16 protein-coding genes and 1 other RNA gene are annotated in these 21,098 nt (G+C 62.5%); 11 read left to right on the top strand and 6 right to left on the bottom strand.

Annotated features, from left to right (window positions below; all coding sequences use genetic code 11):
- Positions 1-158 precede the first annotated feature (158 nt).
- Positions 159-677 (bottom strand): sigma-70 family RNA polymerase sigma factor, encoded by a 519-nt coding sequence (locus AYR66_RS12940; RefSeq protein WP_088709793.1) that lies wholly within the window; start codon positions 675-677, stop codon positions 159-161.
- Between the two features lie 221 nt (positions 678-898).
- Between AYR66_RS12940 and AYR66_RS12935 the strand changes: the two genes are divergently transcribed.
- The 6 genes from AYR66_RS12935 to AYR66_RS12910 all read left to right on the top strand — a co-directional run bounded on the left by AYR66_RS12935 (position 899) and on the right by AYR66_RS12910 (position 8,666).
- A complete protein-coding gene (locus AYR66_RS12935; RefSeq protein WP_088707811.1) occupies positions 899-1,270 on the top strand; it encodes an RNA-binding S4 domain-containing protein in 372 nt (123 codons plus the stop codon).
- Positions 1,271-1,464: 194 nt separating this feature from the next.
- Entirely contained in the window at positions 1,465-2,115 is a 651-nt protein-coding gene (locus AYR66_RS12930; RefSeq protein WP_088709792.1) for a TetR/AcrR family transcriptional regulator, read from the top strand.
- A gap of 27 nt (positions 2,116-2,142) precedes the next feature.
- Positions 2,143-3,933, top strand: coding sequence for an acyl-CoA dehydrogenase C-terminal domain-containing protein (locus AYR66_RS12925; protein WP_088707810.1), 1,791 nt, complete (start codon positions 2,143-2,145; stop codon positions 3,931-3,933).
- Positions 3,934-4,154: 221 nt separating this feature from the next.
- The gene (locus AYR66_RS12920; RefSeq protein WP_088707809.1) at positions 4,155-6,542 is read left to right on the top strand and encodes a 3-hydroxyacyl-CoA dehydrogenase/enoyl-CoA hydratase family protein; all 2,388 of its coding nucleotides are present in this window, start codon (positions 4,155-4,157) and stop codon (positions 6,540-6,542) included.
- A 21-nt stretch (positions 6,543-6,563) separates the two neighbouring features.
- Positions 6,564-7,760, top strand: coding sequence for an acetyl-CoA C-acyltransferase (locus tag AYR66_RS12915; protein ID WP_088707808.1), 1,197 nt, complete (start codon positions 6,564-6,566; stop codon positions 7,758-7,760).
- A 138-nt stretch (positions 7,761-7,898) separates the two neighbouring features.
- Entirely contained in the window at positions 7,899-8,666 is a 768-nt protein-coding gene (locus AYR66_RS12910) for an enoyl-CoA hydratase (protein ID WP_088707807.1), read from the top strand.
- 45 nt (positions 8,667-8,711) lie between these two features.
- Here the strand turns inward: AYR66_RS12910 and AYR66_RS12905 are convergent, their stop codons facing one another.
- The 3 genes from AYR66_RS12905 to AYR66_RS12895 form a co-directional block, all read right to left on the bottom strand.
- Positions 8,712-9,155 carry a CBS domain-containing protein gene (locus tag AYR66_RS12905; RefSeq protein ID WP_088707806.1) on the bottom strand — a complete coding sequence of 148 codons (444 nt, stop codon included), beginning with the start codon at positions 9,153-9,155 and terminating at the stop codon, positions 8,712-8,714.
- A 102-nt stretch (positions 9,156-9,257) separates the two neighbouring features.
- The gene (locus AYR66_RS12900) at positions 9,258-9,788 is read right to left on the bottom strand and encodes a hypothetical protein (RefSeq protein WP_088707805.1); all 531 of its coding nucleotides are present in this window, start codon (positions 9,786-9,788) and stop codon (positions 9,258-9,260) included.
- Between the two features lie 132 nt (positions 9,789-9,920).
- Positions 9,921-11,630, bottom strand: coding sequence for a thiamine pyrophosphate-binding protein (locus AYR66_RS12895; protein ID WP_088707804.1), 1,710 nt, complete (start codon positions 11,628-11,630; stop codon positions 9,921-9,923).
- 68 nt (positions 11,631-11,698) lie between these two features.
- Between AYR66_RS12895 and rnpB the strand changes: the two genes are divergently transcribed.
- Positions 11,699-12,016: RNase P RNA component class A (gene rnpB, locus AYR66_RS12890), an RNA gene on the top strand.
- A 16-nt stretch (positions 12,017-12,032) separates the two neighbouring features.
- Here rnpB and AYR66_RS12885 read toward each other — a convergent pair.
- Positions 12,033-15,383, bottom strand: a complete 3,351-nt coding sequence (locus AYR66_RS12885) for an Ig-like domain-containing protein (protein WP_088707803.1) — start codon at positions 15,381-15,383, stop codon at positions 12,033-12,035.
- A 550-nt stretch (positions 15,384-15,933) separates the two neighbouring features.
- On the opposite strand from AYR66_RS12885, the gene frdA reads away from it, so the two are divergent.
- Genes frdA through frdD form a run of 4 tightly spaced genes read left to right on the top strand, consistent with a single transcriptional unit; the run spans position 15,934 to position 19,211 of the window.
- Positions 15,934-17,718: a fumarate reductase (quinol) flavoprotein subunit gene (frdA, locus tag AYR66_RS12880; protein WP_088707802.1), complete on the top strand. Its 1,785-nt coding sequence runs from the start codon at positions 15,934-15,936 to the stop codon at positions 17,716-17,718.
- Positions 17,711-18,457: a succinate dehydrogenase/fumarate reductase iron-sulfur subunit gene (locus AYR66_RS12875; protein WP_088707801.1), complete on the top strand. Its 747-nt coding sequence runs from the start codon at positions 17,711-17,713 to the stop codon at positions 18,455-18,457. The genes frdA and AYR66_RS12875 overlap by 8 nt, the downstream gene beginning before the upstream one ends.
- Entirely contained in the window at positions 18,454-18,855 is a 402-nt protein-coding gene (locus tag AYR66_RS12870) for a fumarate reductase subunit C (protein WP_088707800.1), read from the top strand. Before AYR66_RS12875 ends, AYR66_RS12870 begins: the two co-directional genes overlap by 4 nt.
- Entirely contained in the window at positions 18,852-19,211 is a 360-nt protein-coding gene (frdD, locus tag AYR66_RS12865) for a fumarate reductase subunit FrdD (protein WP_088707799.1), read from the top strand. The genes AYR66_RS12870 and frdD overlap by 4 nt, the downstream gene beginning before the upstream one ends.
- Here frdD and AYR66_RS12860 read toward each other — a convergent pair.
- Positions 19,212-21,098 (bottom strand): TonB-dependent receptor (locus tag AYR66_RS12860; protein ID WP_088707798.1); only part of this gene is annotated, 1,887 nt, incomplete at its 5' end.

Here is a 21,098-nt window from a genome sequence, read left to right as displayed (position 1 = left end):
GGGCCGGTCCTGCCACTCCGTGACTGTCCTCCGCAGCAGCGCGTCTTCCTGCATCCAGCCTTCAAACCGCCGCCGCGCCCCACCGCGCAGGGTGCCGAGCACGTATTCGGAAGCAAGTTGTTCGCGCAGGCGGTTGTTGGCCCTGAGGTGCCGGAGGTTCATGCACCCTCCAGCTTCGACAGGCACAGGCGCAATTTCTCCAGCCCGCGCCGTATCCAGGTTTTGACGGTGCCGATTGGCAGCTGCATGCGGCCGGCGACTTCGCTGTGCGACAGGTCATGGTAGAACGCCAACGCGATGGCCTGGCGGTGCAGCCCCTCCAGCCTCGACAGGCAGCGCGCCAGGGCCTGGGCATCGCCGCTCATCTTCAATGCTTCGATCGGCGTGGGGCTGTGGCTTTCCAGGGCTTCCATGACTTCCTTGTCGAAGGTGTCGGCATCGATTTCCACGTCGTCGTCCAGCCGGCGCAGCAGGTCGAATGCCTTGTTGCGCACGATGGTGGTCATCCATGTCATCGGCGCAGCGAGGCCGGACTGGTAGCTGGAGGCATTGTTCCAGATGTTCACAAAGCTTTCCTGCAGCACTTCCTCGGCCAGTTCCCGCTTGACCAATATACGCAGCGCGAAGGCAAACAGTTTCGCCGAAGTAGCGTCATACAGGGTGCGGAAGGCGGACATGTCCTTGCCTGCCGTGGCGGCGAGCAGGGATTTCAGGCGCGCATTGTGCTGTTCGTCTGTCGCCACGTGCGGTCCGGTGAGGAGGGATGCGGAATTATATTATGGACAATTTTTTTTGCGCGGTCCTTGAGCGGATTGACAAAACAGCGGTTTTTATTGCAGCGCACGATAGAAAAAGCACGACCAGACTATAAAATGAAACCTATTGCAGAAAAATACCAATGAGCGATTCCGTCCGCATCGACAAGTGGCTGTGGGCCGCACGATTCTTCAAGACCCGTTCGATGGCGACCGACGCTGTGGATCGCGGAAAGGTGCGCCTGCATGGTGAGCGCATCAAGCCCGCGCGCAGCGTGAAGGAAGGAGACATTCTGGAAATCGACAACGGTTCCACCGAATGGGAAGTGGTGGTGCAGGGCTTGTCGGATACGCGCGGATCGGCATCCGTCGCGCAAACCCTCTATACCGAGACCGAGCGCAGCATCACGGAGCGGCAGAAGAAGGCAGAACAACGAAAGCTGTTCCGGGAGCCGGGGGAGGAAATCAAGGGGCGGCCAACCAAGCGCGACAGGCGGCAGCTGGACAAGCTCTAGGGCTCTCCGGCCCTTGTCTTGCGCCGGCTTTCCCTCTGGAGGCGACTAGAATCGACCCTCTAAGTTCCTGTTTGACATTTATACTGCGGTAGATAATAGTACGAGCGTTCGCTTCAGTTCGACCGCGTTGTTTTTTTGATCTTTGATAGGGCATTACCGTGGCAACTACCATGACTGATTCGACACCCAAATTGATGCGTAAAGGCGAACTCACCCGCGCCGCGATTCTTGATGTAGCGCTCGACATTTCCAGCCGGAACGGGCTGGAAGGGCTCACCATCGGTCTGCTTGCAGACAAGATGAACATGAGCAAATCGGGGGTGTTCGCGCATTTCGGTTCACGCGAAGATTTGCAGATCGAAGTCGTCAAGTTGTACCACCACCAGTTTGAGCAGGAAGTGTTCTATCCGAGCATGAAAGAGCCGCGCGGCTTGCCCCGCCTGCAGGCGATGTTTGCCCGCTGGGTCAAGCGTGTGTCGGTTGAAATTGCGTCCGGTTGCATCTACATCAGCGGCGCGGTCGAGTACGACGACCGTCCCGGTGCGATCCGCGAGGAGCTCGCCGGCATGGTCCGCGCATGGAAGAATGCGCTGCGCCGCTGTGTGGTACAGACGGTGGAAATGGGACACCTGTCCTCCGAAACCGATCCGGACCAGCTCGTATTCGAAATGTACGGCCTGATCCTTGCCCTGCACCATGACGCCCGTTTCCTGAAGTTGCCCGGCAGCGTGAACCGCGCCGAAGTCGGGTTCGAACGACTGATCAAGAGTTATACGAATCCGCAACCGGCCGAGAAGCCGGCTGCGAAAACGAACCCCAAAACCGCTGCCAAAAAGTCAGCCTAATCAGTTTTAGCCGTCAGGAGAAATAACATGGGTCAATACGTCGCTCCCTTGCGTGACATGCAGTTCGTGCTGCACGAACTGCTCAAGGTGGAGGATGAGTTCAAGCAATTGCCTGCACACGCAGAGATTGACAGGGACATCATCAACCAGGTGCTGGAAGAGGGCGGCAAATTTGCGTCCGAGGTGCTGTTCCCGCTGAACCATTCGGGCGACCGCGAAGGCTGCCACCTCGACAAGGAAACCCACAAGGTCAAGACGCCGGCAGGTTTTGAAGCCGCCTACAAGCAGTACGTCGAAGCCGGCTGGCCCGCGCTGTCCTGCGACCCGGAATACGGCGGCCAGGGCCTGCCGATCGTGGTCAACAACTGCTTCTACGAGATGCTGAATTCGGCCAACCAGGCATGGACCATGTACCCCGGCCTGTCGCACGGCGCCTACGAGTGCATCCACGAGCACGGCACGCCCGAACAGAAGGCGCTGTACCTGCCCAAGCTGGTCTCAGGCGAATGGACCGGCACCATGTGCCTGACCGAACCGCACTGCGGCACCGACCTCGGCATGCTGCGCAGCAAGGCTGAACCGCAAGCCGACGGCACCTACAAGATCAGCGGCGGCAAGATCTTCATCTCCGCCGGCGAACACGAAATGTCCCAGAACATCGTGCACCTGGTGCTGGCCCGCCTGCCGGACGCACCGTCGGGCACCAAGGGCATCTCGCTGTTCATCGTGCCGAAGTTCATTCCGAACGCGGACGGCTCGCTCGGCAAGCGCAACCCGATCTTCTGCGGCGCCATCGAAGAAAAGATGGGTATCCACGGCAACTCCACCTGCCAGATGAACCTCGACAACGCCACCGGCTGGCTGATCGGCGAGCCGAACAAGGGCTTGAACGCGATGTTCGTGATGATGAACGCCGCCCGCCTCGGCGTAGGCATGCAGTCCCTCGGCCTGACCGAAGTCGCGTACCAGAATGCACTGGTGTACGCGAAGGACCGCCTGCAGATGCGCAGCCTGTCCGGCCCGAAGGCGCCGGACAAGCCGGCCGACCCGATTATCGTGCACCCGGATGTGCGCCGCATGCTGCTGACCGCCAAGGCCTTCGCCGAAGCCGGCCGCGCATTCAGCTCCTACATCGCACTGCAGATCGACCGCGAACTGAACCACCCGGACGAGCTGGTGCGCAAGGACGCCGCCGACGAAGTCGCGCTGCTGACCCCGATCATCAAGGCCTTCCTGACCGACAACGGCTGGATCGCCACGTCCGAAGCGATGCAGGTGTACGGCGGCCACGGCTTCATCTCCGAATGGGGCATGGAGCAGTATGTGCGCGACGCTCGCATCAACATGATTTACGAAGGCACCAACACCATCCAGTCGCTCGACCTGCTGGGCCGCAAGATCCTGATGGACAACGGCGCCAAGCTGCGCAAATTCGGCGACAAGGTGAAGGCATTCGTCGAAGCCAACGGCACCGATGAAAAGATGTCCGAATTCATCACGCCGCTGGGCGACATCGGCGACAAGGTCGGCAAGCTGACGATGGAAATCGGCATGAAGGCCTTCCAGAATCCGGATGAAGTCGGCGCCGCCGCCGTGCCCTACCTGCGCGTCGTCGGCCACATGGTGTTCGCCTACTTCTTCGCGCAGATGGCGAAGATCGCGCTGGAGAAGGAAGCGTCCGGCGACAACTTCTACAAGGCCAAGCTGGCCACGGCACGCTTCTACTTTGCGCGCCTGCTGCCGGAAACCGCCATGCTCATCCGTCAGGCACGCTCCGGCGCGTCCAACCTGATGGCGCTTGAAGCAGACTTGTTCTAACGCGCCACCGTAGTCGCTCCTCCCCCTTCAAGGGGGAGGTTGGGTGGGGGATGGGTTTCCGCAGCAATTCCGCGCAACCAAAACCCATCCCCACCCAGTAGGAAAGAGGTGCAGGCTTGCAAGCCTGCACCGCTCCGCAGGCGCAGGGCATGCCCTGCGAAACCCCTGCTCCTCCCCCTTGAAGGGGAGGGAACTTCCGATACGAATTTAAAGGAACCCCCATGTCCAACTTCATCGTCAAGAAAGTCGCCGTCCTCGGCGCAGGCGTGATGGGCGCGCAGATCGCCGCCCACTGCGTCAATGCAAAAGTGCCCGTCGTGCTGTTCGACCTGCCGGCAAAGGAAGGCCCGAAGAACGGCATCGTGCTGCGCGCCATCGAAAACCTGAAGAAGCTGAGCCCGGCACCGCTGGGCAACAAGGAAGACGCCGCGCTGATCGGGGTCGCCAACTACGAAGACAACCTCGACGTGCTGGAGGGCTGCGACCTGATCATCGAAGCGATCGCCGAGCGCATGGACTGGAAGCACGACCTGTACAAGAAGGTCGCGCCGCACATCGCGCCGAACGCGATCTTCGCCTCTAACACTTCCGGCCTGTCGATCACCGCGCTGTCCGACGGCTTCAGCGCAGACCTGCGTGCGCGCTTCTGCGGCGTCCACTTCTTCAACCCCCCGCGCTACATGCACCTGGTCGAACTGATCCCGACCAGCGCGACCCGTCCGGAAATCCTCGACCAGCTCGAAGGCTTCCTGACCACCACCCTCGGCAAGGGCGTGGTGCGCGCGAAGGACACCCCGAACTTCATCGCCAACCGTGTCGGTGTCTTCAACATGATGGCGACCATGTACGAAGCGCAGAAGTTCGGCCTGCCGGTCGATGTGGTCGACGACCTGACCGGCACCAAGCTCGGCCGCGCCAAGTCCGCCACCTTCCGCACGGCGGACGTGGTCGGCCTGGACACCATGGGCCACGTGATGAAGACCATGCAGGACAACCTGCAGTCCGATCCCTTCTATCCGGTCTACAAGACGCCCGAACTGCTCGAGAAACTGGTCTCCGCCGGCGCGCTCGGCCAGAAGACCGGCGCCGGTTTCTTCAAGAAGGCGGGCAAGGAAATCCTGCGCTTTGACGGTGAGAAGAACGACTATGTGCCGTCCACCGGCAAGGCTGACGAGCTGGTCGTGCGCATCCTGAAGGAAAAGGATCCCGCCAAGCGCATGAAGGCGCTGCGCGAATCGACGCATCCGCAGGCGCAATTCCTGTGGTCCATTTTCCGTGACGGTTTCCACTACATCGCCGTGCACCTCGAATCGATCGCCGACTCCGCGCGCGACGTCGACTTCGCGCTGCGCTGGGGCTTCGGCCAGAAGAACGGCCCGTTCGAAGGCTGGCAAGCCGCTGGCTGGCAGCAGGTCGCCCAGTGGGTCAAGGAAGACATCGATGCAGGCAAGGCGCTGTGCAATGCGCCGCTGCCGCAGTGGGTATTCGACGGCCGCGACGGCGTGCACACGCCGGAAGGTTCATGGTCGCCGGCGAAGAAGGCCTATGTGCCGCGCCTCGACCTGCCCGTCTACAAGCGCCAGGCATTCCGCGCACCGCTCGCCGGTGAAGGCGTGGCCGACGGCACGAATGGCGGCACCACCGTATTCGAAGACGACTCCGTCCGCATCTGGCACCAGAACGATGATGTGCTGATCCTGTCGACGAAGACCAAGATGCACGTCATCGGCCCGGGCGTCGTTGCCGGTCTGGCCAAGGCGATCGAAGAAGCCGAGAAGAACTTCAAGGGTCTGGTGCTCTGGAATGCCGACGCGACCGAAGGCGGTGCCTTCTCCGCCGGCGCCGACCTGCAGGCGATGTTGCCGGCCTTCATGGCAGGCGGCGCGAATGCAATCGGTCCGGAAGTGTCGAAGCTGCAGAACGCACTGATGAACCTGAAGTACGCCAACGTTCCGGTCGTGGCCGCCGTCGCTGGCCTCGCACTGGGCGGCGGTTGCGAACTGATGCTGCACGCTGCCAAGCGCGTGGCTTCGATCGAATCCTACATCGGCCTGGTCGAAGTGGGAGTGGGCCTGGTGCCGGCAGGCGGCGGCCTGAAGGAAGCCGCCGTCCGCGCCGCCAACGATGCGAAGGGCAACGACATCCTGCAATTCCTGAAGACCTACTTCACCAACGCAGCGACCGCGAACGTGTCGAAGTCCGCACTGGAAGCGCAGCAGATGGGCTACCTGAAGCAGAGCGACACCATCGTCTTCAACCCGTATGAGCTGCTGTATGTCGCCAAGGCGGAAGCCCGCGCCATGTTCGACGCAGGCTACCGCGCTGCGGCCAAGAAGCTGATCCCGGTGACCGGCCGCTACGGCATCAATACGATCAAGGCGCAACTGGTCAACATGCGTGACGGCGGCTTCATCTCCGCGCACGACTTCAAGCTCGGCGCGATGATCGCCGAGATCGTTTCCGGCGGCGACGTCGAGCAAGGCAGCCTGGTCAGCGAACAGTGGCTGCTCGACCTCGAGCGCAAGGCCTTCGTGGAACTGCTGAACAATCCGAAGACGCAGGAACGCATCATGGGCATGATGCAAACCGGCAAACCCGTCCGCAACTAATCCGGATCTGGAGTACAGAAAATGACGAAACAAGTTCAAGACGCATACATTGTCGCCGCCACCCGCACCCCGATCGGCAAGGCGCCGCGCGGCATGTTCAAGAACGTCCGTCCGGACGACCTGCTGGTGCGCGTGCTCCAGAACGCGGTTGCGCAAGTGCCCAACCTCGATCCGAAGCTGATCGAAGACGCGATCATCGGCTGCTCCTTCCCGGAAGCCGAGCAGGGCATGAACATGGCACGTAACGCTGTCGTGCTGGCCGGCCTGCCGAACACCATCGGCGGCGTGACCATCAACCGCTACTGCGCATCCGGCATCACCGCCGTCGCAATGGCCGCCGACCGCATCCGCGTCGGTGAAGCCGACGTGATGATCGCCGGCGGCGCCGAGTCCATGTCCATGGTGCCGATGATGGGTCATCACCCCTCGATCAACGGCGCCGTCTTCAAGGACGAGAACGTCGGCCTGGCCTACGGCATGGGCCTGACCGCCGAGAAAGTTGCCAACCAGTGGAAGGTCTCGCGCGAAGAGCAGGATGCCTTCTCGCTCGAATCGCACCGTCGCGCAATCGCCGCGCAGCAGGCCGGCGAATTTGCCGATGAAATGACCTCGGTCGAGATCATTGAGCGCTTCCCCAACCTGGCGACCGGTGAAATTGATATCAAATCCCGCACCGTCAGCCTCGACGAAGGTCCGCGTGGCGACTCCAGCATCGAAGGCCTGGCCAAGCTGAAGCCGGTGTTTGCCGCCAAGGGCTCGGTCACCGCGGGCAACAGCTCGCAGACTTCCGACGGCGCAGGTGCGCTGATCGTCGTCAGTGAAAAGATCCTGAAGCAGTTCAACCTGACGCCGCTGGCCCGCTTTGTTTCCTTCTCGGTACGCGGCGTGCCGCCGGAAATCATGGGCATCGGTCCGAAGGAAGCGATTCCCGCAGCGTGCCGCGCCGCCGGCATCACCCAGGACCAGATCGACTGGTTCGAGCTGAATGAAGCGTTTGCCGCGCAATCGCTGGCGGTGGTGAAAGACCTCGGCCTCGACCCCGCGAAGGTCAACCCGATGGGTGGCGCGATCGCCCTCGGCCACCCGCTGGGCGCGACCGGCGCGATCCGCTCCGCCACCGTGATCCACGCACTGCGCCGTAAGAACCTGAAGTACGGCATGGTCACGATGTGCGTCGGCGCCGGCATGGGTGCGGCAGGCATCTTTGAACGCGTCTAAGGTTGACTATCGAGCAGTAATTGACAAGCCGCGCAGCGATGAGCTGTGCGGCTTTTTTTCTGGGGCGGGACTGTCAAGACCATGACAGACACAATCCCTGCCGCAGGCTAACATCGGAAAAAATTCAGCGGAGACTTCATGGATATTCTCACCAGCAAGGCAAACGGCGTCCTGACGATCGAATTCAACCGTCCGGAAAAGAAGAACGCCATCACCTCGGCGATGTACCAGATGATGGCGGATGCGCTCAAGGACGCGGAAAGCGACACCGCTGTTCGCGCGATCGTTATCCAGGGCAAGCCGGAGGTATTCACCGCCGGCAATGATCTGGAAGATTTCATGAAGAATTCGTCGGCAGATGTGGGCGATCGTCCCGTTGCCCAATTCATGCGCAACCTCAGCGCTGCCAGCAAGCCGGTAGTTGCGGCGGTGGCCGGCAATGCGGTCGGCATCGGCACCACCCTGCTGATGCATTGCGACCTCGTCTATGCGGCAGACAATGCCAAGTTCGCGATGCCGTTCACGCAGCTCGGCCTGTGCCCGGAATTTGCGTCGAGCATGTTGTTCCCGGCCATGGTCGGCTATCCGCGTGCGGCAGAAAAGCTGCTGCTGGGAGAAGCTTTCCACGCCGAGGAAGCCTATGACATGGGCCTGGTCAGCAAGGTTGTGCCTGTGGCCGAAGTTGCGGAACTAGCGCATGCCCAGGCAGCCAAGTTGGCGGCGCTGCCTGCATCGTCGCTGCGCGTGACCAAGCGGTTGATGAAGGGCGCGCAGGCGGAAGCGATCAATGCGCGCATGATGGAAGAGAACAGGCATTTCGGCGAAATGCTGATGTCGCAGGAAGCGAAGGAAGCATTCACCGCTTTCTTCGAAAAGCGCCGCCCGGACTTCACCAAGTTTGCCTGATTGAAAAAAAGGCGGAAGGGCATGGCCCTCCCGCCTTCCATGCGGTCAGTGCGGGCGCGCACCAGTGCTGCTGTGCTGTGATGCCTTTTCGCTGATTGACGACAGCGCTTCTCCGGCAATATCCGAGTCGGTCGTTTGGGTGATGTCACCCAGCGAAACAATTCCCACCAGGCGCTTGTCCTTGCTCAGGACAGGCAGGCGGCGAATCTGCAGATCTCCCATGTTTTGTGCGACATCGTCGACGTCGTCTTCTTCAAAGCAGTATTTGATGTCCTGGCTCATGACGTCGCGAACCTTGCAATCGGTTTTGCCCTGTGCAAGGGCGCGCACGACCATATCCCGGTCCGTTACCATCCCGACCAGGCGGTCGTTATCCGCCACCGGCAGCGAACCGCAGTCGCCATCCGCCATCATCTTTGCCGCCTCGATGATGCTCTGGTCCGGACTGACCAATTGGACGTCGCGTGTCATCGCATCGGCTATGCGCATGATGTGCCTCCTTTCAAGTGGGTGAACGTCTTCCCGCGCGTCGCGGGGGACTGCTTTTGGAGAAAGCGGGAGAGTTGAAGTTCCTGCATTACGCGCCGTGGATTACTTGCGCGGTGGCGCTTTTTTCCGCTTCTCGATGATCGCCTTCCACCAACGCTGCTTTGGTCGCATGGGCGGTTGTGTGGCGCCGGGATCGTTCAACGCGCTTTCCGGCGGAAGAGTATTGTCTTCCGGATGCGTTTCCATCTGCTTGTCATATTCGAGGAACAGGACCTTGCTCTCCAGCACCTTGATGACGTTTTCCTTGTCGGCGATGCGCGCCCGCAATTCGTTGGTGACCTGGTCCTTGACCTTGCGCAGTTCGGCTTCAAGGGAAAGCGCGCGTTCCAGCGAGCGGTTGCGTTCTTCCAGCAGCGCGATCTTGAGCTTGTCGCGCGACGCTTCGTCGCCCGCGTCCCCCTCGTCCGCGCTGTACAGGTTGCCGTAGGCGCGCAGCAATTCCGACGTGTCGATCTGCGTCTCGCCGTCGGGCGTGACGGTCTTGCTCAGGCGGCCCTTCTCGATGTCGCGGTAGATCGTCGAGCGATTCCGTCGCGCAAGTCGAGCAGCCTCAGTGATGGAGACGAGTGCCATGGTCAGGAGGAAATGTCGATGCGGTGCCTCGGGTGCCGGCTTGGCCCCGATATGATGCTCTTGACATTATCCGGACGAAAAAATTCTGCGCGTGAATCGAATTGTGGAACCTGCGCAAAGGCATTTCCTGCATTAAACGGAGCGCTGCTTCTCCTGCGCCGCCTGTCGGATCGATTGCAGTGTGGCATTTGGCGAAATCAGATCGGCGTCGTAGCGCAGTTCGATCAGCGCCGGCAGGTCTGTCTCCGCGATATGCGCAAGCGCGCGCTGCAAGGCATCCTCGAAGCCGGCTGTCGTGTCCGCATGCTCGCCGAATGCTCCATAGGCGCGGGCAAGGGCGGCAAAGTCCGGATTCTGCAGCGCCGTGCCCGAGACGCGTGCCGGATATTCGCGCTCCTGGTGCATGCGGATCGTGCCGTAAGCGCCATTGTTGAAGATGATGAACAGGACGCCGGCACGGTACTGCACCGCTGTCGCCAGTTCCTGGCCCGTCATCAGGAAGTCGCCGTCGCCCGCGACATTGAGTACGCTGCGATTCCGGCCATGCTGCTGTTCAATGATGCGTGCTGCGACGGCGGCGGGGACGCCGTATCCCATCGCGCCGGAAGTCGGCGCAAGCTGCGTGCGGAAGCCGCCGTAGGGCCAGAAACGATGCGCCCAGGTGGCGAAATTGCCGGCGCCGTTGGTGATGATGGTGTCGGCGGGCAGGGATTGCTTCAGCGTCTGCACCACGCGCCACAGGTTCAGCTTTGCCTCGCCATTCCTGAACACCGGCGGCTCCTGCTGCCATGCCTCAAGATCGGCACGGGCTGCACGCACGGAATCTTTCCAGGCCGATGCGTCGACCGGTTCCATCGCCGCCAGCATGGACGCGATCTGCGGCATGCCGCTGTTGATCATCAGGTCCGCCTGGTACACGCGCCCGAGTTCTTCCGCGCTGCTGTGCACATGGATGAGTTTCTGCCGCGGGCAGGGGGCTTCAAGCAAGGTATATCCGCTGGTCGTCATCTCGCCCAGACGCGGGCCGATGGCGAGCAGCAGGTCGGCATCCTTGATGCGTGCCGCCAGTTTCGGGTTGATGCCGATGCCGACGTCGCCAGCATAGTGCGGATGACAGTTGTCAATCAGGTCCTGGAAGCGGAAGGCACACGCAACCGGCAAGGCATTGGTTTCGGCGAAGCGGCGGATGTCGGCGCATGCTTCCGCGCTCCAGCCCGCACCGCCCAGCAGAACGAGTGGACGTTGCGCGGCGGCCAGCATCTCGCGCAGCGTGCCGATCTGCGCGGCGGAAGGCGCGGCCTGCACCGGCTGGTAGGGACGTGCGTCGCGCACGTCGGCAACCTCTGCAAGCATGTCTTCCGGCAGTGCCAGCACGACCGGTCCCGGGCGTCCGCTGGTGGCAACCTGGAATGCATGCGCGATGTATTCAGGAATGCGGTCGGCGCGATCGATCTGCGCAACCCATTTGGCCATGGTGCCGAACATGCGGCGGTAATCGATTTCCTGGAAGGCTTCGCGCTCGACGAAGTCGTTGCCGACCTGGCCGATGAACAGGATCATCGGCGTCGAATCCTGCTGCGCGGTATGCACGCCGATCGACGCATTGGTCGCGCCCGGTCCGCGCGTGACGAAACAGATGCCGGGCCGGCCGGTCAGCTTGCCGTAGGCTTCGGCCATGAAGGCCGCGCCGCCTTCCTGGCGGCAGGTGATGAACCGGATCGGCGCGTCATGCAAGGCATCGAGGACAGCGAGGTAGCTTTCCCCCGGTACGCCGAAGGTGATGTCGACGCCATGGGTCCTGAGCGCATCGACAAGGATTTGTCCGCCGGTTCTGTTTGCCATGATGGATTTACGTGAAAAAAGACTAACGTAGCATATCGCGACTGCCCGCGTGGGCTACAATACCGCCTGAAGCAAGCCAGACAGCCGCTGGCCGCCGCAAGGTGGCGGGAGGAAGGTCCGGACTCCATAGAGCAGGGTGACGGCTAACGGCCGTCCGCCGTGAGGCGCGGAACAGGGCCACAGAGACGAGCGTATTAAGTTACGGTGAAACGCGGTAACCTCCACCCGGAGCAATTTCAAATAGGCACGCATTGATGCTGCTCGCGGAGCGTGCGGGTAGAAAGCTTGAGCCGTGGAGCAATCCACGGCCTAGAGGAATGGCTGTCATAGCAGCCGGGCTTGCCCGGCCGCCGTAACAGAATCCGGCCTATCGGCTTGCTTCATTTTCCTTTCATCACCGCATCAGGCCACCACGGTGATCACATTCGATGCAAAGGTCCAGTTGGCGAGCGTGCCGGGTGCAGCGGTCCCGATCAGGACCACTTCCGTCGCCGATCCGTCGGCGGCCGTTTCCCAGACCAGGTAGTCGTTGCCGCCCACCGTGGCGATCCAGGCGTCGTAGGTGCTGTCCGTCAGTCCCGCCAGTGTCACTGTCGCGGCATCTCCGCTCAGCACCGTCGCCTTCGCCAATTTCGCAAACAATGTGACGGGATTTGTCAATCCGGACAGGTCGATACGGTCGCCGACCGCAAGGTCGCTAATGCTGTCCGCCGTGCCGGTCGTCGCGCCGGTATCTCCCGTCGAAAACTTGAAGGTGTCGTTTCCCGCCCCGCCGGTCAGCGTGTCCATGCCGGCTCCGCCGGTAATCGTGTCGGCACTGGCGCCGCCGGCGATCGTGTCGTTGCCGCCGCCGCCAATGATGGTGTCTGCGCCGCCGCCGCCCGTCAGCGTTTCCGCCGTGCCGTTGCCGTTGATCGTCACGCCCAGCGTCAGTGCGGATACATTCAGCGTTGTCTCGGCGCCTGCATTCGTGAAGGCGACCGTGCCTGCAGTGGCCGCATTGATCAGGTTGATGATCACGGTTGAAGCAGCGTAGCCGGCAAAGTTGTCGGCTATGCCCGACGCGTAGGTCATCGTGCCGCTGGTATTTGCAGCGTCGATGGCAGTCAGTTGCGCGATGGTGCCGGCCGTCGTCACGGTGACATTGACGCCGGTCGTGACGTATCCGCCCGTATTTGTGGCAAGGTTGGCGGCCGTGTCGGCCAGGCCCGCGGTGTAGCTGAGCGTGCCGCTGCCGTTCACGGTGTCGATGGTTGTCAATTGTGCGATGGTGGCCGCAGTAGTGGCCGTGACATTGGTCCCGGACTTCACGTAGCCGCCGGTGTTGGCAAACAGGTTGGCGGCCGTGTCCACGACCGCCGTATAGGTCAGCGTATCGGTCGTCGCGCCGTCGATGGCGGTAAGTTGCGCAATCGTCGCGGCATCGGTGATGGTGACATCGTGGCCGGCAATATACGGCCGGCCGGTGGCGATGCTGATGGCGTCCGCATACAGGTTGGCGGCGGTGTCCGACACACCGAGCGCATAAGTCATCGTGCCGCTGGTGGCAGCATCCACGGCGCTCAGCTGCGCGATACTGGCGACGGTGGTGAAGACGACATTGTGCGCGGTGACATACTTGCCGGCGCCGCTGTTAAGCAGCGCATCGGTGCGCAGGTTGGCGCCGGTATCGGTAACCGCCGACGCATAGGTCAGTGTTCCTGTGGTGTTGGCGGCGTCGATGGCGGTCAATTGTGCGATCGTCGGCGCGTCGGTCACCGTCACGTTTGTCACGGCCTTGACGTAGCCGCCGCTGTTCGCCTGGAGGTTGGCGGCAGTGTCGGCGATGCCGCTCGCATAGGTCAGCGACCCGGTGGTGTTGTCAAGGTCGATGGCGGCAAGCTGGCTCATGGTGGCGGTGTCAGTGACCGTGACGTTGATGCCGGCTTTGACGTAGCCGCCGGTATTGGTTGCCAGGTTGGCCGCCGTATCGGAGACGGCGGTATAGGTCAGCGTGCCGGTGGTTGCTGCATCGACTGCCGCCAGTTGCGCAATGCTCGGTGTCGACGTAAATACGATGGCGCGATTCGTCGTGTATGTGCCGGCCCCGCTGTTGGTCGCGGCATCCAGCGCCAGGTTGGCCGCGGTATCGCTGAGCACGAACTGCACCGTCGGGTCCGCCGCTACCGCGGTCGCTGCCTGCGCAACCGTATAGGAGGGCAGTGCGGACGTGGTGAAGTTCAACGTGGTGATGTTGCTGATGCCAGCGTAGGGATTGCCTGCCGTATCCGTGATGACGCCGCTCGCCATCTGGATGTTGTAGGCGCTGCTGGGCAGAAGCTTCAGCGTGGGCTGGATTGTGACCGTCTTGCCGGCGATGGTGACCTGGGTGGAGTCGCTCACATCTATGGTGCGCGTGTCGCCTATACCGTTGCTGATGACGATATTGCCAGTGCCTGCTGCGATGTTTTCATTGAAGGTCAGGACAATGCTTCCCGCGAGGGCCACGTTGGTGGCGTTGTCGGCTGGCGATGCAGTGGACAGCGTGGGGCCGAGCGAGTCGAGCATCACGGTCAGCGCCCCCGCGGCGGCGCCGACATTGCCGGCGGCATCGGTGATCCGCGCCGTCAGCGTCTTGCTGCCGTCCGTGCCCCAGGATGAAGTCCCGCCGATGGTCACGGTGGCCGTGCCGGCGGAGATGTCGGAAGCGGTCAATACGCGTGTCACCGGCGTCGTAAACGCAACACCGCCGAGCAGGATGCTGACGGAATCGCCGACAGCTGCGCCTGTCCCGGAAAGGTTGACGACTACCGCAACACCGGCCGCCTTCTGTGCGGCGCTGATGCCGTTGGTCGCGAGGGAAGCGGTGGCCGTTGTCATGGCCTGTGTCGGTGCGCTCGGCGCGGTGACGTCGACGATCAGCGTGACATGGCCGCCGGCGCCGCTGATCTTGCCATTCGGGACATCGGCAATCTTCACGCTCAAGACCTTGGTGCCGTCCGTGCCCCAGTTGGCCGTGGTGGGCAGCTTGACGGTCACCTTGTTGGCCTTGATGTCGGTCGCGGTCAGGAGGTAGGTGATGGAAGTCGGGAACAGCGCATCGTTGACAAGGAAGAGTACCGTGTTCCCCGCAACGGCATTGGTGCCGGTGAGGTCGATGACGGCTGACAGGCCGGCGGCCTTGGCCGCGGCGTTGACATAGCCGCTCGTGGCGCCGGTGACGGAAATCGGGTTCAGCGGGCCGTCGAGGCCGCCGGTGTTGATCGCGTCGATGATCTTGTTCGCCGTCAGGATCGAAGCGGTGTCGCCGGTGACGCTCGCCATGGCCGACTTCAGCGTGTTCACGTTGTACGACGCGTTCTGCTCCAACTGCACGTTGACTGCGTATTGCGCCGCCGTGTAACGATTGGCGATGAAGGCCTTGCCCGGTGTGCCGTCGGGGACGCCGAGGCCGGCGTTGATCATGTCCATCACCAGCGCGCTGCGCTGCGCGCCGAGTGCGAGCTTGCCCATCCAGTAGCCGAGGCCTTCCGGGTCGGGCAGCTTGTTGAAGATGTTGATGTAGATCTGCGTCAGGAAGGCATCGTCCGGCAGCACATCCGGATAGATCGCCTTGACCACGTCCAGGCTGAACACCGTCGACACAATGCTCGAAAAGGATTTGCCGGACGCGAGTTGTGTGGACCAGTAGTCGAGCCCGTTCTTCTCGGGTGCGCGGTTGAAGCTGGCCAGATACAGCTTGATCAAGGCGAGTTGGTTATCGGTGAAAGCCATGCAGCGACCTGTCTAATACTTGAAATGCGGATGGAGGGTTGCGAATATTGAAATGCAACCGGCGTGCGTAATCCACGTGTTAGGGTTATCGGCATCCATGCCGCAGAATTTAGTCATTCTGCATGCCAGCCTCGCAATGCGAATTGTCGATCAGGCCACGGAAGTGCTGCGAGTTCGATGTTTCGATGTCGTCAACGAGCAAATGATGCAACTTGAGCAAGCTCAACGCCCCTCAAACCTGCTCCGGTAAAGTCGTTCCATCCGCAGAGCCTGCCGGCCGTGGGACGGAAAACTGGGAATAGTGGAGGTTCGTGACACCGGATGCGCTCCACGATGGCGGCCGCCATGCAGTAACAGAACAGCGCAGCCCGAATCGCCAACCCGCTTCCGCATCTCCCTCCCACGACCCGCAGGCTTTTCGCATCTCCTCCTTCCAGCCGCCTTCCCGATATCGTTGACCTGAGTCATTTGCGCTGAAATTCAACGCGCCTATATTGGTTCTAGAGCATTGCTTACCGGAACAGCAAGGCCTTGGAACCGAGGTGCGAACGTGGAAATTTTCGAAGCTGACGTAGCCATCGTAGGGGCGGGAGGCGGCGGACTGCGCGCCGCGATCGCGGTGGCTGAACAGGATCCGCGGCTGAAGGTAGCCCTGGTGTCCAAGGTCTATCCGATGCGCAGCCACACGGTGGCAGCCGAGGGCGGATCGGCGGGCGTCGTGCAGCAGCACGACAGCCTGGACCATCATTTCAACGACACCGTGGCCGGCGGCGACTGGCTGTGCGAGCAGGACGTCGTCGACTACTTCGTCGCCCATTGCACCGAAGAGATGGTGCAGATGGAGCACTGGGGCTGCCCGTGGAGCCGCAAGGAGGACGGCCACGTCAATGTGCGCGCGTTCGGCGGCATGAAGATCGAGCGGACCTGGTTCGCGGCCGACAAGACCGGCTTCCACATGCTGCACACGCTGTTCCAGACCTCGATCAAATACCCGTCCATCAAGCGCTTCGATGAATACTTCTGCTGCGACCTGATCGTCGAGGACGGCCGCTGCCAAGGCGTGCTTGCGATCCAGATCAGCACCGGGCGCTTCGTGCTTATCAAGGCGAAGGCGGTCATCATTGCGACCGGCGGCGCGGGCCGCGTATTCCGGCAAAGCACCAACGGCGGCATTGTCACCGGCGACGGCATGGCGCTCGCCTACCGTCACGGCGTGCCGCTGCGCGACATGGAATTCGTGCAATACCACCCGACCGCGATGCCGGGCACCGGCCTGCTGTTCACCGAAGCCTGTCGCGGCGAGGGCGGCATCCTTGTCAACAAGGACGGCTACCGCTACCTGCAGGATTACGGGCTCGGGCCACCGGATCCGTGGCCGCGCAAGAAGGCGATGGAGCTCGGTCCGCGCGACCGCCTGTCGCAGGCGTTCTGGCATGAAGACCGCAAGGGCAATACCGTCAGCACACCGCAAGGATCCGCTGTGCTGCTCGACCTGCGCCATCTCGGCGAGAAGCATATCCGCGAGCGCCTGCCGCTGATTTGCGAACTGGCCGAGCGTTTCATGGGCATCGACCCGGTGCACAAGCCGATTCCGGTGCGCCCGGCGATCCATTACACGATGGGCGGCATCCTGGTGAACGGCCGGACCGAAGCGCCGCTGCCGGGCCTGTACGCAGTGGGCGAATGCTCGAGCGTCGGCATCCACGGCGCGAACCGGCTGGGCTCCAATTCGCTGGCCGAGCTGTGCGTCTTCGGCAAGGTGGCCGGGGAGGAAGCGGCTCGCTTCGCGCATGCCGCGACCTTGAGCGATTCGTCGCTGCTCGAACGGCAGGCTGAAGCCGCGATGCAGCGCGCCGTCGGGCTGGTCCGCAGCGACGACGGCACGGAACGCATCTCGGTGTTGCGCAAGGAAATGGCGCTCAGTATGGAGCGCGGCTGCGGCATTTACCGCATCGGCAGCGAAATGCAGGAAACCTGCGACAAGATCGACGAACTCAAGCTGCGCTTCGCGCGAGTGAAGGTAGACGACAAATCCAGCGTCTGGAATACGGACTGGCTGCAGGCGATCGAGCTCGGCTTCCAGCTCGACGTCGCGCAGGCGATGGCGTATTCGGCCCTCAACCGCAAGGAATCGCGCGGGGCGCACCAGCGGCTCGACGGCTTCGAGGCGCGCGACGACGTCAACTTCCTCAAGCACACGCTCGCGCATTACGCGGGCGGTGACGCGCCGCGTATCGGCTACGGCGACGTGAAGATCACCCGTTCGCAACCCGCCGTGCGCGCCTACGGTGCCGCCGGGGAAGCGCTGCAGGGAAAGGAGAGCGCACATGCCTAGGACCATCGAAATGGAAGTGTTGCGCTACCGGCCCGAGCAGGACAAGGAGCCGTTTTTCCAGCGCTATGCCGTGCCGTTCACCGATGACATGTCTGTATTGCAGGGATTGCAATACATCAAGGACGAACTCGACAGCACGCTCAGCTACCGCTGGTCCTGCCGCATGGCGATCTGCGGCAGCTGCGGGATGATGATCAATGGCAAACCTGAGCTTTCCTGCCACACCTTCCTGCGCGACTTCTTCCCGGGCGGCGTGCGGGTGGAGCCGCTCAACCACTTTCCCATTGAGCGGGACCTCGTCGTGCGGCCGGACGACTTCATCAGCAAGCTGGAAAGCATCAAGCCCTACATCGTCGCGAAGGAAGTGCGGCGGCTCGACCAGGGCGAATACCTGCAGACGCCGGAAGAGCGCGACCGCTACGAGCAGTTCAGCTCCTGCATCAACTGCATGCTGTGCTACGCAGCCTGTCCGCAATACGGTTTGAACAAGGATTTCATGGGCCCCGGCGTGCTCGCGCTGCTGCACCGGTACAACTCCGACACCCGCGACGGCGGACAGGCCGAGCGCATGGAACTGGTGAGTGCGGAAGAGGGTGTCTGGAACTGCACCGCAGTCGGCTACTGCTCGGAGGTCTGCCCGAAGGGCGTGGACCCGGCGAATGCGGTGAACATCAACAAGATCAACAGCGCGAAGGATTTCTTCGCCAATCTGCTGGGACGACGCGGAGGCAAAAAATGAGCGATCCGCGCAAACCTTACGTGCGCCCGATGACGGGCTGGTGGCGCAAGAATCCGTTCTTCGTGCGCTACATGGCGCGCGAACTCACGGCGCTGGTAGTGGCGGCCTACGCTTTCATCCTGCTGGCCGGCATGCTGTGCCTGGCGAAGGGCGAGGCGGCATTCAATGCCTGGGGGGCCGTGCTGCGGCACCCGGTTTCGGTGGCGCTGCACGTGGCGGCGCTGGCGGCGATGCTCTACCATACGTGGAGCTGGTTCGACATCATGCCCAAGACGATGCCACCCATCGTGATGGGCGGAAAACGGGTCGGCCCGCGCATCATCACGGGCGCCGGACTCGCCGCTGCCGCGCTTGCAACGCTGGTCCTGTTTTTCGCGGTCTGGAGCCTTGCATCATGACAAAACGTTCCAACGCTCCCATATTCTGGGCACTGTTCGGTGCCGGCGGCATGCTGTCGGCGCTGACCGGACCGGTACTCGTGTTCATCACCGGCATCGCCATCCCGATCGGCTTCATCCTTTCGCCCGATGTGATGAGCTACCAGAACATGCTCGGCTTCGCGCAAACGGTGCTTGGCAAGCTGGGGATCGTCGCGGTCATCGTGCTTTACCTGTGGCACGCGGCGCACCGGATTTTCAAGAGCCTGCACGACGTCGGTATCCATCCCGGGCCGGCAGCCAAACTGGCCTGCTACGGATCGGCTTTCGCCGGCTCCGTGCTGGCCCTCTACGCCACGCTCGCCGTCGGCTTCTGATCAGAACGACGTGGACAAGGTCAGGCGGGCATTGCGCGGCGCGCCCGGGCTGATGTTGTTGTCACCGTTCGCGGTCGGGAAGTACGCCTTGTCGAACAGGTTCTCGACATTGAGCGCGAGGCGCGTCTTGCCGTCGGCAAAGTCGTAGTACACCGCGCCGTCCGTACGGGTGAAGGAAGGCAGTTTCACCGTGTTGGTGAACGAGGTGTAGGAATCCGACTGGTACACCACGCCCAGGCCCAGTCCCCAGCCGCCGCCGAGGGTGAACTTGTTCCAGATCGACGCGGCATGGTCGGGCACCAGGCCGATCTTCGCGCCCGCCGGACCGGACGAGGTCGCCTTCGTGATGCGGCCATCGAGGAAGGCATAGCCGGCAAACACTTGCCAGTTGCGCATCACATCACCCTGCAGGCCGAGTTCCAGGCCTTCGGTGCGCTGCTGGCCGGTCTTCACGAAAAAGCCTGCGCGAGCCGGGTCGGCCACACGGACTTCATCGCGGTCGAGCCGGAACAGGGCGGCTGACAACGTGAGCGCAGGCTGCACATCCCAGCGTGCGCCGATTTCATAGTTCTTAGCCTTCTCCGGCGCCAGGTCGGAGGTATTCGGCGCCAGGCTCAGCTGCTCGCCGGACGGCAGCACCGCATAGCTGTAGCTGGCGTAGTAGGTCGACGTGTCGGTCGGCGTCCAGATTACGCCGAGGCGCGGGCTGAATGCATTGTCGGTGCGCGCCAGGTCGACCGGCGTGGTCGTCGTGCGCTTGTCGTCGAAGTCGACCTTGAAATGGTCATAGCGCACGCCGGCCAGCACCTTCCACTGCTTCGACAGCGCGATCTGGTCCTGTACGTACACGCCGGCAATATCAGCCTTCACGCGGTTGTTGGCATCGGTGCCGGTCGACTGGAAGCGCGTCGTCGCGGCGAACGGATTGCTTGCGGAGACCGTCGCGCTGGTCGCGCTGCCGAAGAAGCCGGTCTGGCGCAAGTTCGTGCTGTCCTGGTGACCCAGTTCGACGCCTGCCAGCAGCGTGTGCTCGATGTCGCCGCTGCGGACTTTCGCCGTGAGGTCGGTCTGGTTGAAGATATTCGTGCGCTTGTTGGCGTTGTTGTAAGCCGATAGCGTCAGGTTGCCAGCGGCGTTGACAGCGCTGCCCGCATAGACGTTCTGGTAGAACTTGTCGTAACGCGTCGCGCGGAAGCTGTTCTTCAGCTGCATGCCGCCGCCCAGGTCGTGATCAAGCACCGCTGAAAAGCCGTCAACAGTTGCCTTCGAGCGGCTTTGGTCGGCATTGCCAAAGAACACCGATGGGTCGGCATTGAACGGCCGGCCGGCAAACGATGGAAAGCCGCGGTCCGCGGTACGGTCGTCGCGCAGGTGTTCATAGCCCAGGGTCAAGGACGTGTCGGCGCTCGGCGTCAGGATCACGGTCGGATTGATCGCGTAACGCTCGAGTTCGACGCCGTTGCGGAAGCTGTCCGACTTTTCGCCCATCGCGTTCAGTCGCCACGCGGCCGCATCGTTGATCTTGTTGCCGATATCGACCGAGCCGCGCACCTGGCTGTCGCTGCCGACGGTGAGCTGTGCGTTGCCGACATGGCCGAACACCGGGCGCTTGGTCACGCGATTGACGATCCCGCCCGCGCCGCCGCGACCGAATACCATCCCTGCCGGTCCCTTCAGCACTTCGACTCGCTCGAGGTTGTACAGGTCACGGAAGGTTTGTGCGTCGTCGCGGATGCCGTCGACGAAGAAGTCCGCCGTCGTGGCGTTGCCGCGCAGAACCACCTGGTCGCGGTTGCCTTCGCCCTGGTGCGCGGTCGCGCCGGGGACGTAGCGGATGACATCGGCGATGCTGCTCATCGCCGCGTCGCGCATCATCTCGCCCGGCAC

This window comes from Noviherbaspirillum denitrificans, from assembly GCF_002211445.1.
Classification (GTDB): Bacteria; Pseudomonadota; Gammaproteobacteria; order Burkholderiales; family Burkholderiaceae_D; genus Noviherbaspirillum; species Noviherbaspirillum denitrificans.
The sequence above is the reverse complement of the archived record's forward strand: the minus strand, read 5'-3'. Positions and strand labels throughout refer to the sequence as shown.